This is a genomic window from Synechococcus lacustris str. Tous, from assembly GCF_003011125.1.
Lineage (GTDB): Bacteria > Cyanobacteriota > Cyanobacteriia > PCC-6307 > Cyanobiaceae > Synechococcus_D > Synechococcus_D lacustris.
Genome location: NZ_PXVC01000060.1, coordinates 1 through 12926, shown reverse-complemented (window position 1 = coordinate 12926; position 12926 = coordinate 1). Strand labels below are relative to the sequence as shown.

The 12926-nt window shown below is 54.4% G+C and carries 17 protein-coding genes and 1 pseudogene; 10 read left to right on the top strand and 8 right to left on the bottom strand.

The genetic code is table 11. From position 1 onward, the window contains the following. The coding region (locus C7K08_RS10475; protein ID WP_241537202.1) for a pentapeptide repeat-containing protein at positions 1–421 on the bottom strand (421 nt) is incomplete at its 3' end. On the opposite strand from C7K08_RS10475, the gene C7K08_RS10470 reads away from it, so the two are divergent. The 4 genes from C7K08_RS10470 to C7K08_RS10455 all read left to right on the top strand — a co-directional run bounded on the left by C7K08_RS10470 (position 410) and on the right by C7K08_RS10455 (position 3509). Further along, positions 410–1516, top strand: coding sequence for a pyridoxal phosphate-dependent aminotransferase (locus C7K08_RS10470; protein WP_106500566.1), 1107 nt, complete (start codon positions 410–412; stop codon positions 1514–1516). The genes C7K08_RS10475 and C7K08_RS10470 overlap by 12 nt on opposite strands. A gap of 215 nt (positions 1517–1731) precedes the next feature. Beyond that, entirely contained in the window at positions 1732–2454 is a 723-nt protein-coding gene (gene thyX / locus C7K08_RS10465) for an FAD-dependent thymidylate synthase (RefSeq protein WP_106500565.1), read from the top strand. Between the two features lie 62 nt (positions 2455–2516). After that, positions 2517–2780, top strand: coding sequence for a hypothetical protein (locus C7K08_RS15535; protein ID WP_206603839.1), 264 nt, complete (start codon positions 2517–2519; stop codon positions 2778–2780). 126 nt (positions 2781–2906) lie between these two features. Beyond that, positions 2907–3509 (top strand): Coq4 family protein, encoded by a 603-nt coding sequence (locus C7K08_RS10455; protein ID WP_106500563.1) that lies wholly within the window; start codon positions 2907–2909, stop codon positions 3507–3509. Here C7K08_RS10455 and dcd read toward each other — a convergent pair. Together dcd and C7K08_RS10445 are read right to left on the bottom strand one after the other, a co-directional pair. Next, positions 3490–4083, bottom strand: a complete 594-nt coding sequence (gene dcd, locus C7K08_RS10450) for a dCTP deaminase (RefSeq protein WP_106500562.1) — start codon at positions 4081–4083, stop codon at positions 3490–3492. The genes C7K08_RS10455 and dcd overlap by 20 nt on opposite strands. After that, positions 4077–4622, bottom strand: coding sequence for a cob(I)yrinic acid a,c-diamide adenosyltransferase (locus tag C7K08_RS10445; RefSeq protein WP_193464829.1), 546 nt, complete (start codon positions 4620–4622; stop codon positions 4077–4079). The genes dcd and C7K08_RS10445 overlap by 7 nt, the downstream gene beginning before the upstream one ends. Positions 4623–4789: 167 nt before the next feature. Here C7K08_RS10445 and ntcA point away from each other — a divergent pair, with 167 nt between their 5' ends. From ntcA to C7K08_RS10430, 3 genes are read left to right on the top strand one after another with little or no spacing between them, the layout of a single operon-like run. Next, positions 4790–5455, top strand: coding sequence for a global nitrogen regulator NtcA (gene ntcA, locus C7K08_RS10440; protein WP_106500560.1), 666 nt, complete (start codon positions 4790–4792; stop codon positions 5453–5455). Between the two features lie 42 nt (positions 5456–5497). Then, positions 5498–6682 carry a DUF3084 domain-containing protein gene (locus C7K08_RS10435; protein WP_106500559.1) on the top strand — a complete coding sequence of 395 codons (1185 nt, stop codon included), beginning with the start codon at positions 5498–5500 and terminating at the stop codon, positions 6680–6682. Then, the gene (locus C7K08_RS10430) at positions 6682–7119 is read left to right on the top strand and encodes a RuvC family protein (protein WP_106500558.1); all 438 of its coding nucleotides are present in this window, start codon (positions 6682–6684) and stop codon (positions 7117–7119) included. Before C7K08_RS10435 ends, C7K08_RS10430 begins: the two co-directional genes overlap by 1 nt. On the opposite strand, the gene C7K08_RS10425 is transcribed toward C7K08_RS10430, so the two are convergent. Genes C7K08_RS10425 through psbH form a run of 4 tightly spaced genes read right to left on the bottom strand, consistent with a single transcriptional unit; the run spans position 7116 to position 8392 of the window. After that, entirely contained in the window at positions 7116–7373 is a 258-nt protein-coding gene (locus tag C7K08_RS10425; RefSeq protein ID WP_106500567.1) for a DUF3146 family protein, read from the bottom strand. The two genes, C7K08_RS10430 and C7K08_RS10425, sit on opposite strands and share 4 nt — an antisense overlap. 1 nt (position 7374) lies before the next feature. Next, positions 7375–8019, bottom strand: a complete 645-nt coding sequence (gene pth, locus C7K08_RS10420) for an aminoacyl-tRNA hydrolase (RefSeq protein WP_241537201.1) — start codon at positions 8017–8019, stop codon at positions 7375–7377. Next, entirely contained in the window at positions 7943–8188 is a 246-nt protein-coding gene (locus C7K08_RS10415; protein ID WP_106500556.1) for a TatA/E family twin arginine-targeting protein translocase, read from the bottom strand. Before C7K08_RS10415 ends, pth begins: the two co-directional genes overlap by 77 nt. Positions 8189–8191: 3 nt before the next feature. Beyond that, complete coding sequence (gene psbH / locus C7K08_RS10410; RefSeq protein WP_106500555.1) at positions 8192–8392, bottom strand: photosystem II reaction center phosphoprotein PsbH; 201 nt, start codon at positions 8390–8392, stop codon at positions 8192–8194. 83 nt (positions 8393–8475) lie between these two features. Between psbH and psbN the strand changes: the two genes are divergently transcribed. Beyond that, a complete protein-coding gene (gene psbN / locus C7K08_RS10405) occupies positions 8476–8616 on the top strand; it encodes a photosystem II reaction center protein PsbN (protein WP_106500554.1) in 141 nt (46 codons plus the stop codon). On the opposite strand, the gene C7K08_RS10400 is transcribed toward psbN, so the two are convergent. After that, positions 8553–11522, bottom strand: coding sequence for an alpha-mannosidase (locus tag C7K08_RS10400; RefSeq protein ID WP_106500553.1), 2970 nt, complete (start codon positions 11520–11522; stop codon positions 8553–8555). The genes psbN and C7K08_RS10400 overlap by 64 nt on opposite strands. Before the next feature lie 79 nt (positions 11523–11601). Here C7K08_RS10400 and C7K08_RS10395 point away from each other — a divergent pair, with 79 nt between their 5' ends. Both C7K08_RS10395 and C7K08_RS10390 read left to right on the top strand, forming a co-directional pair. Further along, a complete protein-coding gene (locus tag C7K08_RS10395; protein WP_010312075.1) occupies positions 11602–11721 on the top strand; it encodes a photosystem II reaction center protein I in 120 nt (39 codons plus the stop codon). Between the two features lie 79 nt (positions 11722–11800). Next, positions 11801–12926, top strand: a pseudogene (locus tag C7K08_RS10390) (LPS-assembly protein LptD); the annotation flags it as partial.

Genomic DNA, 12926 nt, shown 5'->3' with positions numbered 1-12926 from the left:
CTAAACGGGCATCTGTTAAATCAGCTGATCTCAAATCAGTGCCCTTTAATTTCGCACCGCGTAGATCAGCGCGATGTAAATTTGCACCCTGCAAACTGGCATCTGTTAGATCAGCTCCGCGTAAATTAGCGTTGCTTAGGTTTGCACGCCCCAGATTTGCACCCTGCAGCTTTGCCTTAGGCAGTTGCGCACGTTGTAATTCGGCATACACCAAATCAGCGCCCTGCAAGTTGCAACCACTGCAGCTTTTTTTATCTAATAATTGCAACACTGCATCGGGCCCAGCCATTGCCCCGCCAGCACTCAACAGGCCAATTAGCAGTAAGTGCAATTGCCTTTTGGCCATTTGAACCTGGTATCTGCTGCCGTTGTACCCACTTAAGGCACCAGCCACAACCAAACTGGTGCAGTGCCTGATCATTCACCCTCCACACCCCATCGYCACGGTGGCAACCGCCAGGAGCGGGCAGAAGCGTTGGGCTGCAAACCCGCTGAGCTGCTTGATCTAAGTGCATCCCTGGTGCCCTTTGGCCCGCCCAGCTGGCTGCCGCGGGCTTTAAGGCAGGCTATYGCCAATGAAYTAACGCCCTATCCCGATCGCCGCTATGCCARTTTGCGGRCCCAAATCGCTAGCCACCACGGCTTAGATCCTGATTGGGTGTTGCCGGGTAATGGCGCCGCTGAACTATTCACCTGGGCGGCTCGTGATAGTGCTGCTTTCCATAGCCTGCTGCCCCAGCCTGGTTTTAACGACTACTGCCGTGCCCTTAATTGTTGGCATGGCCCTTGGCAAGCASTGCCGCTGCAATTGCAATGGGCTGCTGCTTTTCCGCAAGYATTCACARMSGCATTARCARCGCCACTACTGGCTGATCAAGGCMGGGCYYTATGGATCACMAATCCCCATAACCCCAGCGGCCAGCTTTGGTGCCGCAAAAGCCTTGAGTTGYTGCTGCCGCAATTTGGTTTAGTGRTTGTGGATGARGCKTTTTTAACTTTGCTGCCAAATGGCGAACAGCAATCATTAGTGCCATTAATYRAYAAATATCCAAACCTGGTGGTGGTGCGTAGCCTCACCAAATTATTTKCCATAGCTGGCTTAAGGCTTGGCTATGCAATTGCCCATCCGGATCGCTTAGCYMGTTGGGCTKCATGGCGGGATCCATGGCCCGTTAATGGCCTTGCAGCAGCRSTGGGGGGCGCATTACTGGCAGATCAAAATTGGGCAAAGCGGGTGCAGCAGTGGCTGGCAAAGGAAGGCCCTTGGTTWTATCAACAGTTGCAGCAATTAGATGGCATCAGGCCAATGCCATCGGCTGCTAAYTATTTATTGATCCATGGCGAGCAWAGTTTGGAACCTTTGCGCTTGGCCCTCGAGCAACAGCACCACATTYTGTTGCGTGATTGCCGCAGTTTTATTGGCCTTGATGAYCATTATCTACGCATTGCYYTAAGTGATCGCAATGGTAATCKYAGGTTGATTAAGGCCTTAGGGGCTGCTGCTAAAAGTTTGTAGAACGCATTGAGGGGKMTATTGAGCTCTGCCTTAAAGATAATATTTTAATTGYCGTATTAGCTTTGYAGATAGTGGCCTGCAATATGATTGTGTTTTCTTTTAATGGGCACATTTTGTTTGAAAAATATTTTCAGGTATTTCAAATGCCCTTTATTAAATTCAATTTATCTCATCTGCCCTAGCCCCTCTAATCTGAACAGAGCTTTTTAAYTGGYATGRASCGCTTCCGGGTTGAGTTGATYGCAGCTACGCCAAACCCGCAGCAGTGCGTTTATGCCGGCATGCACCAGGATTACAGCGARGGTTTTGTGTGGGCTGATCGCTMTGAATGGCCCGATGAAACCCGCGCMGGTGAAATCTGCGTAAAACGTTTGCTTTCAGGGGAGCGKGGSCACTACGGACCCCTTGARCACGCCCAAATTGTGCTCAATGTGGGTTGGTTTCCCCATTCGGTGATGCAACAGGCCCGTACCCATCGGGTTGGYGTGAGYTTYGATGTTCAATCGATGCGCTACACAGGTGATCGCATCGTKCGCGCTGCTAATGCTGAATTAGATCTAGAAGAGGTGTTTTATTTGMGGCCYGTGGCGGATTACAGCGATCGCCAAGGTAAGAAATATACCTATAGCGCCGCTGAACGGGCCATTGATTTGGAGTTATGCCGCACTGCCGCCTGTAGATATCGTGACCTTTTAGCTGCTGGTTTTGCAGAGGAGCATGCCCGTGGCATCTTGCCTTTTGATTACCGCCAGCATTTTGTTGTTAGTTTTAGTTTGCGTGCCTTCCTGCATTTCATGGATCTACGCGCCAAACTTGATGCCCAGCTTGAGATCAGGCAGTTATGTGATTTGATGTGGCCCCATCTTGTGAATTGGGCGCCTCAATTTGCGGAATGGTATGAAAAATCMCGCCTGCACCGCGCTCGCCTAGCACCATGAAATATTATTTATACAGCGCCTTACTTTTGCTTTCAGSCCTWGGRAGCCCTGTAGGCGCTCAAATGTTCGATGCAGCAACAGGTAGTGCCGTGCAAGTTCTTCAAGATGCCCAATCACTCCGCAATRTTTCCAGCCAATCACCACTAACCCCGGGTCAAGTTCAACCAACATGGCAAGCCCCTAAACCCACTGCATCTAAGAACGCTGCACCATTGCAAATGTTGGACTCTGAAATTCTTTTTAGCGTTAATGGCCATGGCATTCAACTTTGCTCCAGTGGCTTACCTTGTTTTTGGCAATTGCGCCGCAGCATGGGTTTAAATTAATTTAAATTTCTTTAGCTATTCCATAGGATGCCTATTCCAAATGCAGCCCAGCTGCAAAATCAGTTGCTGCATATATCAATTGATATGTAGCATTTATGTGATAACCCAACAGATATTACAAGCGCCATGGATCKCTTAAATCGCAGCTATAAAACACCAGCTGCCGCCGCTGCCCGCCAACGTTTACACGCTGATCCTGCAATTGCTGCCCTAGTGCAGGAGCGTTATTGGGGTGAATGGCCAAACGTAGCTACTTTGATCACCTATCCAGCCGTTAGCCTTGGTTATGTGTATGGCCATCTGTTATTTGATCAAGGCCTCGAACCCCTAGCGCCACCTCAGCTATCAGCTGATATCTCAGCAGCTGATAGTTATTTGCAACATCGCATTCGTGCTTGCCATGATGTGTGGCATGCCATCACCGGTTGCCCTGCCACCATCGCCGGTGARTCCGCCTTAAATGGTTTTACCGCTGAACAGTTGCGTTGGCCTGGGTCTGCCCTATTACTTGCCGCTGGTTTGATTCATCGCTCCTTTGAAGCAACAGATCCCGATGGCCCAGATATTGGTTTAGCAATTGCCTATGGCTTGAAATTAGGTTGTTTTGCACCGCCTTTTCTTGCCGAGCGTTGGGAGCAGGGTTGGGATCTYCCTTTAACTACCTGGCGCAMCAAGTTGGGCATTAATGAATTGTGTGAATCCAATCCATTCACATCTTCGCTARGGTAACCCTYTCCGGTTGATCTTGATATTTACCGGCCCTATCTTGATAGGTGGTTTCACAKGGRTCACCTTCAAAAAATAATAGTTGGCAGATGCCTTCATCGGCATAGATGCGGCAATCAGCGCCAGAGCTATTGCTAAATTCCAAGGTTAAATGACCCTCCCAGCCRGCTTCTGCTGGTGTTGTRTTYACTATTATGCCAAGCCTTGCATAGGTGCTTTTACCAAGGCAAATCACRGTGATATTACTTGGCACTTTCATYTTTTCTAATGCCACACCCAAGCCATAGGAATGGGCTGGCAGGATGAAATAAGCACCATCAGCATCATTYTGTAGTGGTGCTGGTTCTAAATTWGCTGGATTGAATCTCTTTGGATTCATTACCGTGCCTGGCACATGCCTAAATATCAGGAATTCCTTTGCTGATAGGCGTAGGTCGTAGCCATAACTTGAGCAKCCAAAACTCAATACCGGATTTGCCCTGTTATCAGGATCCAAATGGCGCACCAARGTGGCTTGGAATGGWTCCAACAGGCCATTTGCAGCCTGTTCGTTTATCCAGCGGTCGTTTTTTAGCATCKGTCGCGGCGCAATTCGGTTACTTGATCCGCTAACGCCATCAAAGACGCAGGCATTTCAGGCCCTGTGAGGATCACATCCATTCGGCTTGGCCGCTGCSCCAAGGTGGCCACTACTTCAGCTTCATCAAGCAACCCATAGGCCAGCGCAAGCCCCARCTCATCCAGCACCACTAGATCGGCAGCACCCTCCAGYAACCAACGGCTGCTTTCTTGCCATAGCTCCTGCACCGCCTGCCTGCTGCTGCCTTCTTCTTCTGGCCCATTTAGGCAGCCCGCCAGCGCCGGCCGCAGCCAGGTGAGCCKGCCGCACATCTGCACCGGCCGGTTTGGCCCTTGATCCACGCCRCCGCGCAAAAACTGACTCACCAGCACCGTGCTACCCAAGCCAGCACTGCGCAGTGCCTGGCTGAACACACTGGGGCAACTGCCGCGATAGGCGGCCGTGTGCACCTGCAATAGCCCCTCCGGTTGGCTAACCAGCAACCGCAGTGCTGCCCCCGCCTGCCTTTGGCTGGGTTGAGCAAGGCTGCTGAGCATAAAAGCACCGGGGGCAAACGAAACCCGAATGTAGCGTTCAAAGCCGTATGCACAAGCTCTTCACACCACAGATAGTGCAAACATTTGTACTGTGCAATATTTGGTGTTAACCGCTACCAGGCACTCCGGCAGCCCTTATTAAGGTTTCGCTAACTGAGCCAGGGCCCATGCTTTCATCAGCCCCACCCCAGCCAACTATTCAAGAGGTGATGCGCAGCCTGGCGGGCACCACCTCCGAAATTGTGGAGCGCGGCAAAACAATTTTTTTCCCTGGTGATCCAGCCGAGCGGGTTTATCTGCTCAAACGCGGTGCCGTGCGCCTATCGCGCGTTTATGAATCCGGTGATGAAATCACCGTTGCTTTATTGCGGGAAAACAGCATTTTTGGTGTGCTCTCCCTGCTAACAGGCCAGCGATCCGATCGTTTTTATCACGCGGTTGCATTCACCAGGGTTGATTTAATCAGTGCCCCCGCCACCTCCGTGCGCCAGGCGATCGAAAAAGATGCCCGCGTTGGCCTATTGCTTTTGCAGGGCCTTTCTTCTCGCATYCTSCAAACCGAAACGATGATCGAAACCCTCACCCATCGCGATATGTCGTCGCGTTTGGTGAGTTTTCTTCTGGTGTTATGCCGTGATTTCGGCATGCCAGGCACCCGTGGCATCACGATCGATCTCAAGCTTTCCCACCAAGCGATCGCAGAAGCAATCGGCTCCACCCGGGTAACGATCACCCGCCTGCTTGGTGATCTACGCAATGCYGGCCTTGTGGAAATCGATCGCAAACGCATCACTGTTTTTGATCCSCTTGCCCTTGCAAAACGCTTTAGCTGATCAACCCTCAGCGATACTGGTTCTCCTTTAGGTGCTYTCTCCGTGACCGGCTGGCTGCTGATTTTGGCGGTGCTGCTGCTCGGTGGAGTGCTCGCCACCATTGGTGATCGCCTCGGCAGCCGCATCGGCAAGGCGCGCCTCAGCTTGTTTCAGTTGCGCCCCCGCAGCACCGCTGTGCTGATCACGGTTTTYACCGGCAGTTTGATCAGTGCCCTAACCCTTGGCTTGATGCTKGCCGTTAGCGAACAGTTGCGGGTTGGTTTATTTCAGCTRGATCAGCTGGAAACAAAACTGMRTAATTCGCGTAGAAACYTGCAATTCAGTGTTGAGCAATTAAGCAATAGCCAAAAGCAATTARCCCARGCGCGCCAAGAGGGCACAAAAGCAGATCAAGGYCGCCTTGCAGCACGGCGCCAACTGCAGCAGGTGGAAGTAAGGGCAAATCAGTTGAGATCTGAACTCGCCCCCCTGCAAGCCCGTAGGCGTGAATTAGAAGCTGAAAGAAACCGGCTTGGTAACGATGTAAAAAGCCGTGATGCGGAATTGCAGCAGCTGCAAACGCGCACCCGCAATGGTTTACAGGAACTAAAACAGTTGGAGGGCAAGGTGCTSGCCCTGCGCAGTGGTGATGTGGTTTTAACTACCGGCCAGGCGCTCACCAGCGCCAGAATGGCAATCCCCCAGCAGCGCTTAGTAAAAAAAGCAACCGAGGATTTATTGCGCCAGGCAAATCTGCGCGCTTTTGAACAGGTKTTACCTGGCCAGCCGCCAAATCGTCAGCTGCTTTTAATCCCCCGCAGTGAAGTGGCAAAGGTTGAACAGGCCCTAAGTAATGGTGGTGATTGGGTTGTGAGTATTCGCTCCGCCGGCAATGTGTTGCGCGGTGAAACCCAGGTGCTCGCCTTTGCTGATGTGCGYCCTAAYCRAAAAGTGGTGAGTAAAGGTGAAGTGCTCGCCAGCATCAGCTTTGATCCCAATGAACGCAGCCCCGAGCAAGTGCAGGCCCGCCTAAATCTGCTGCTTGCCGCTGCCCGCACTGAAATSCTGCGCCAGGGTTCCCTAGCGCCAGCGATTCAATTTGATGTGGAGGCATTTAAGGCAGCTGGCCGCGCCCTTAGTGAACAGCCCCGTCGCCGGCCCCTGTTGGTGCAGGTGGTTTCCGTACGGGATAGCGACACCGCTGATCCGGTGCTTGTGGAACTACGGGGCATAAACCCCGCAGAGTAATGACAGCTACTACCCCAACAGCAGGCGGCCATTGGATTGGYCTTGATCCAGGCCGCAGTAAATGCGGGCTTGTGCGCACWGATATCAGCGGCCAGCAGGTGCAAGATCTTTTGGTGTGCACACCCCAGGAAAGCTGGGATTGGCTGCAGCATTGGTGCCACAGTTGCAGTGTGAAGGGCCTKGTATTGGGTGATGGCACCGGCAGTGGCCCCTGGCAGCAGGCCATAGGCGATGCCYTACCYGAATTAACAGTTGTGTTGCAGCCAGAGGCCGGCAGCACCCTTGCCGCCAGGGGCCGTTATTGGCAATTATTTCCGCCCCGTAATTTATGGAAACTATTGCCTGAAGGTTTAAGGCTGCCGCCCCGGCCCCTAGATGATCTAGCGGCCTTGGTGCTGCTGGAGGCCCACCTGGGCCATCGTTTAGGGCTTGCTTAAAACTTTGCCCTCACGGTGAATTGATAATCGCCACCGGGTTCTAATTGATAATCACTTTTYACTAAAAARCGCAATAAAGCATCTTGAATTAAGGCCCKGCCGAGCGATGGTTCCACCACCAATTCACCGCGATCAAAATGCCAYCTAAATTCCCAACTAAAACCYCCAGCTGCCACTTCACCCTCCACTAATTTATTACTAAAGCTTTGATGTAAAACCCTTAGCTTGGCATTGGTGGAGGGTAGTTTTGCCATCTCAAGTGCTTGGCCGAAAGCCATTGAGGCGATTGCCAGCTTTCTCWAGGCCATTGGCTTGGATTAATTCAATTCCCCTGCAAACCTCAGCCAGCACCTGYTTAAGCARCYCCTGTTCGCTTGCCCTGAATGGCCCCAATACATGGCTAACCGTGCGTTCTTTTCGCTCCTGGGGATCACCTAACGGTGCACCAATGCCGATGCGTAGCCTTGCGAATTCTTCACTACCTAAATGTTGAATAGTGCTGCGTAAGCCGTTGTGGCCGCCGGCGCTTCCGCTCGCCCGMAGCCGCAATCGCCCCAGCTCTAGGTCCATGTCGTCTACCAGCACAAGCAATTGTTCAGCGTTCCAGCCAAACCAATCGAGGCAGGCCCTAATCGAGCGGCCGCTGTCGTTCATAAATGTTTGCGGTTTYAATAGCCGCAAACGATTATTGCCCTGGCCGATATCTGCTAATTCAGCGTGTAATTTCGCTTGGGGCCGAAAATTAGCTYCAGCACTGGCAGCCAGCTGATCAAGCACCATAAAACCAACGTTATGGCGTGTTCCAGCGTAATCAGCGCCTGGATTACCCAGGCCCACSAGCAGCRTCAGTGGCATCGGCTGATTCAAGTTTGCTGGGTTCAGGGGTATCGATTGGTGCATCAACAGCTTTGCGGAATTCCTGCTCGAATTCCTGGGARGCACTTTGAAAACTTTTCAAAGTGCGCCCCAAGCCGCGGCCTAATTCCGGCARTTTTTTTGGACCAAACACCAGCAGGGCGATGACGGCAATCACCGCCATCTCCGGCAAGCCAACGCCGAAGATGTTCATCGCTTAACCCATGCCGTTCCAGTTCACCGTGATCCCATCAAGCAAGAGGGAGCGGTTATAGAGCTGCAGGATCACCAGCAGAAACACCAGAAACAACACCATGAAAATGCCCATCACAGGTGTGGTGCCCCATCCGGGCACCACCTTGCCGTACTCAGAATTGAGGGGGCGAAGCAGATCTCCCAGGCGGGTGCGTTGGGCCATGGGCTGAAAACCTCTCTGGCGGGGTATAGGGCTCGTTACTGTAATAGCAACGGGCCCTCCCTTGCACCCTCTGCAAACCATTGATGGAAACCACCTCCCCTGCAATCTCTGTGGCACTAACAGTGTTGGTGGTTTTACTCGCCCTCACAGGCTTTGGCATCTACACCGCCTTTGGCCCACCCTCCAAGCAGCTAACCGATCCCTTTGACGACCACGAGGATTGATCCCAGCTGCCAATCGCCCAAGCTTTTAAGTGCGTTGTTCTGCAGGGGCTGAGGTTTTGGCCTGTWAGGCGCAGTTGATTCGCTTCATTCCTGCTGATCCCCAGCAATTGCAGATCGGAATTTGGCCAAGCCAGCAATTGGCAGCTTTCTGCCTTGATTGCCCCTTGATCAGCGGCTGGCCTTTTCCATATGGGATTGCGAAAGCTGGCCGCTGCCGCTGGMACCCCTTGCTGCCACCAGCCCCCTGGCGTTGCCATCAGCCCCAGCCTTAAACGATGCAAACCATGGTCGGCACTTGGATCCGGCCAGGTGGGCCCCCTCAGCAAAGAAACGCCAAGGCCATCGGCCGTGCCATTTACCCCCTGGGGGCCATCGAGCAGCACCGCTAGGCCATGGCCAGCCACCCAGCTGATTGCTGCTGCCTCCCAGCGGGCCGCCTCCCTGGCATTGCGGGGATTACTGGCACGGTTTTGCACCCCAGCTGGGCAATCAGCACTCCAAAAATCAGTTGCTYKAGCCAGGGGCAGCTCCAGCCGCAATAGTTCATGGTGTTGTTGCCATTGGCTTTGCAGGCACAGCTCAAGCACTTCACTGCCGGCCTGGAGCCKCAGCATTARTTGGATTGGGCTTTGKCCGCAATGGCCGCGCCAGCGCAGGGCCGCGCAGAGGGGGCCGCTTTCCAGCACTTCAGGGCCGCTGCACCAGCTAAAAGGCAGCGGCTGGTGTTGGTAGTTGGCGGCTAAATCCCAGGCATCCCAAAATTCACCGCGATCGGCATAGCGCCGCAATTGCAGTGGGCTTTTGAGTAGTTCAGGGCCCCAGCCATCGGCCTGCCAGCCCCGCAGCTGCTCCACCCCTTGGGGCCCCAGCAGCACCTGCAGGCGGCTGTTTTGCAAACGCCARCGCCCTGCACCTAAATCCTCCAAAYCCAGCGCCTGCTGGATTGGCAGTGGCTCTTTCCCCGTGGGCTGTTGCACCAGCCGCTGCAGTTCCACCCCATCGCCAAAAGGCAGCTGCAGCCAGCAGCCGCCCCCATGGGCCCTCTGGCTCGCCAATGCCCCATSGGGGCCATGCCAGSARTGGCCCGCCGCCGGCGCTGGCAATTTGAACACCCGTTCAGCTGCMTTAGCCGGCAGCAATTGCCCCACCCACCATTGCTTTTTAAAGCCCCTGCCAATTGCCACCAAGTGGCCGAGGGCTTGGTCACGCCGCTGGCGGCTGGCGCGCCGTGCTGCGCACCATTGCCTTTCRGCYTGCTCGAATACCGCTGGGATTGAGGTGCCGGGCAGGATGTCGTGAAATTGTTGAAACAGCAGGCAGCGCCATGCCGCTTGGCCCCCATCAGCCGGTTTTATTGCCGCTATCGCTTCCGCTAAATCCGCCTCCAGCAACAGCCGCTCCAGCGTGCGGTTGTGTCTTTTTTGATCCGGACGGCTGGTGGCACAGGCGCGATGCAATTCCARGTAGAGCTCATCTCGCCACACCGGCARTTCAGCCGCCAGCGGTTCMAGCTCCGCCAGATAACTGCGCATGCTGCTGAATTGATGGTTTGGGGCCAGGGCTTGCCCCTGCCATAGCGCCAATTGATCCAGCATTTCCCGGCTGGGGCCGCCGCCGTGGTCGCCCACCCCCGGCAGCCATAAACCCTCGGCTACACCCGTGGCCTCCTGCCATTGGCGGCTGTAGTTGGCCATCGCCAGGGGATCGGCATCAGTGCCGATCGCAGCACTCATTAGCGCTAATACGCTGTTGCCGCTTTGGTGGCGCCAGCGAAACAGCCGGTGGGGGAAGGGATTAGTGGCATTCCAAAACAACTTATGGCTAAGAAACCACTGCACCCCAGTGGCGGCGCACACCTCCACTAGGCCATGGCTAAAGCCAAAACTGTCTGGCAGCCAAGCCAATTTGTGCTCCCATTCAGGAAAGYTTGCGCGGCTRTAGGCCTGGCCTTCTTCAAATTGACGCAACAGGGAAGCGGAGCCCACCAGGGTGCAATCGGTTTCCACCCATGGCCCATTCAGCGGTTCCCAGCGCCCTGCCGCCATCGCCTGGCGGATGGCAGCAAATAGCTGCGGCCGGTGCTGGCTCAACCAGTGATACAGAGCCGGGGTGGAATGGCCAAAACAAAGCTCGGGGTGGCTTTTCATCAGGCCCAACACCGATCTGAAGGTGCGTTCCGCCGCCTGCCAGGTATCAGCCACAGGCCATAACCAGGCCAGATCCAGGTGGGCATGGCTCAGTAATTGCAGCGGCGCTGGTTTTGGCAGCTGGGCCAGTTGCGCGCTCAGAAATTCTTGATTGGCAAGGTTTGGTTCTGCCGCAAGGGCATCCGCCAGGGCTTTGAGTTGAGCCGCGGGCAGCAGCTTCTCTAGCCGGCTTAAATCCTGTTGCAACAGGCGCAACTTTGTTAAMAGCAGCAGGCCATTGGGATCAGCCGGCTGYTCTGGTTCCCGCTCCAGCCKGGCCAGGATCAAGGCGCCTTCATCGTGGCTGGGGCTGCTTAATTCCAGTTCCAGATTCAGGGCTTCCCCCTGCCAAAACCGCTGCGGCAGCTGCCAGCGGCAGGCGCTATCAAACAAATCCCCCTGCACCACGGTTTTGCCATCCACCCTCAAGGCSGCCGTTTCTGCCCACCAGCGCAGGGCTAATCGGGCTTCACCCCTTGKTTTTTCGCCTAGCCAAGCCCCAGGGCAGCGCAAGCAATGTTGCAATTTGATKATTTGGCCCCCCCGGGGCCAAATCACTAAACCGCGCGCTTCCCAATCGGCTCGATGCAGTTGCCCCCAGGGGTGATGCTGGCCTGGGCTACCGTTCTCSCGCCGCAAAAGGGGCAGTAGATCCAACTCCCGCAGAGGGGCAAACGTTTCAATCCACCCCTTAAGCAGCGCTTCAAGGCCCATTTCCATCCGTAGCCGCGCATSWGGCCCATAGGATGGWCCAGCCGCGTTGGGTGCGGCACCAATACCTGTCCTTTCCGGCTGGACCATGCTCGCCCTCAAGATTTCTGTTTACTCGGTTGTTTTCTTCTTTATCGGCATCTTTGTGTTTGGTTTTCTGGCCAGCGACCCGAGCCGGACACCCAGCAGAAAGGACCTAGAAGAATGATCTGGCTGGGATGGCGTGGCAKGATCGCCGCCCCTGAAGCTGGCCAGGATTGAGAGCGCGATTTCACGCCCACAGCCTGGTGCCTGCCGCCATCGCCCTGCTGCTCAGCGTTGCAACTGCATCAGTTTGCCGCGCSCAGGAAACAAATAAATCCCAACAACTTGCACCCCTTGAACTTGAGCTAAAGGCTGATCAACAGGGTTACGACAATCAATTAGAGCGATTTGTTGCCACCGGCAACGTGGTGGTGCTSCTAGCTGGCGGCAGATTGCAGGCCGATCGGCTCGAATACGACACCAGCAGCAGGGTGCTTTGGGCCCGGGGTTCCGTGCGTTTTCAACGGGGCAATCAATACATTCAAGCCAGTGAAATTCGCTACAACCTGCTCCAGGGGGAAGGGGAACTAGACAACGTTTACGGCTTGGTTGATCTACTCACCAGCCAATTGGATTTAAACCCTGATGCGCCTTTGCAGGGCAGCCCAGAGGCGTTGGCAGCAGAACAAAAACAAAGGAATGAACTACTGCTTAATCCGCCTAAACCCGGCGTGCAGGTGTCGCCCGCCAGTGTKGCGCCGCTGCCCCCACCGGAGGCAATGGCATGCCCCCCAAATCTGCCGCCCCTAGTGAGCCGTCATCCCCATCCCTGGGCGGTTACCGCCTGGGGCGGCCAGATGACCGATGCAACTTTTGGTGAAACATTCACTTTTAGCGGTAGCCCAAGGCCTGAATATTTAGGCGGGATTGGCTTTAATCGCAAATTATTAGATGCCGACCCTTTTGATATTGAATTAGATGGCAATTTATTTTTCCATTCAGGCGAGCGCAGTAATGATTTGCGCTATCGCAAAGGTGTTCCTGAAGATCAGCGCCTAAATGCATTTATTAATAATCAGCAATTTTGGGAGGTAACTTTTGGCATTGGTTTGCGCTGGTGGATTCAGCCGTGGCTCAGCCTTGGRGTGGTGGAAGGTGTAAGCCTTAACTCCACCCTTAGTAATTATGAAAATGTTTCTTGGCTCAATTCATCGCAATTTCTCAACTACCTAGCCGTTGAACTCGGCGTTGAAGTAAATCCCCAATGGTCTTTGGTGGGACGCATTCACCACCGCTCTGGCGCCTATGGCACCTACGGCGGTGTTTATGAAGGCAGCAATGGTTATTTGCTCGGTGCCCGTTATCGCTTTGGCTCCCCCGCCCCGAAAC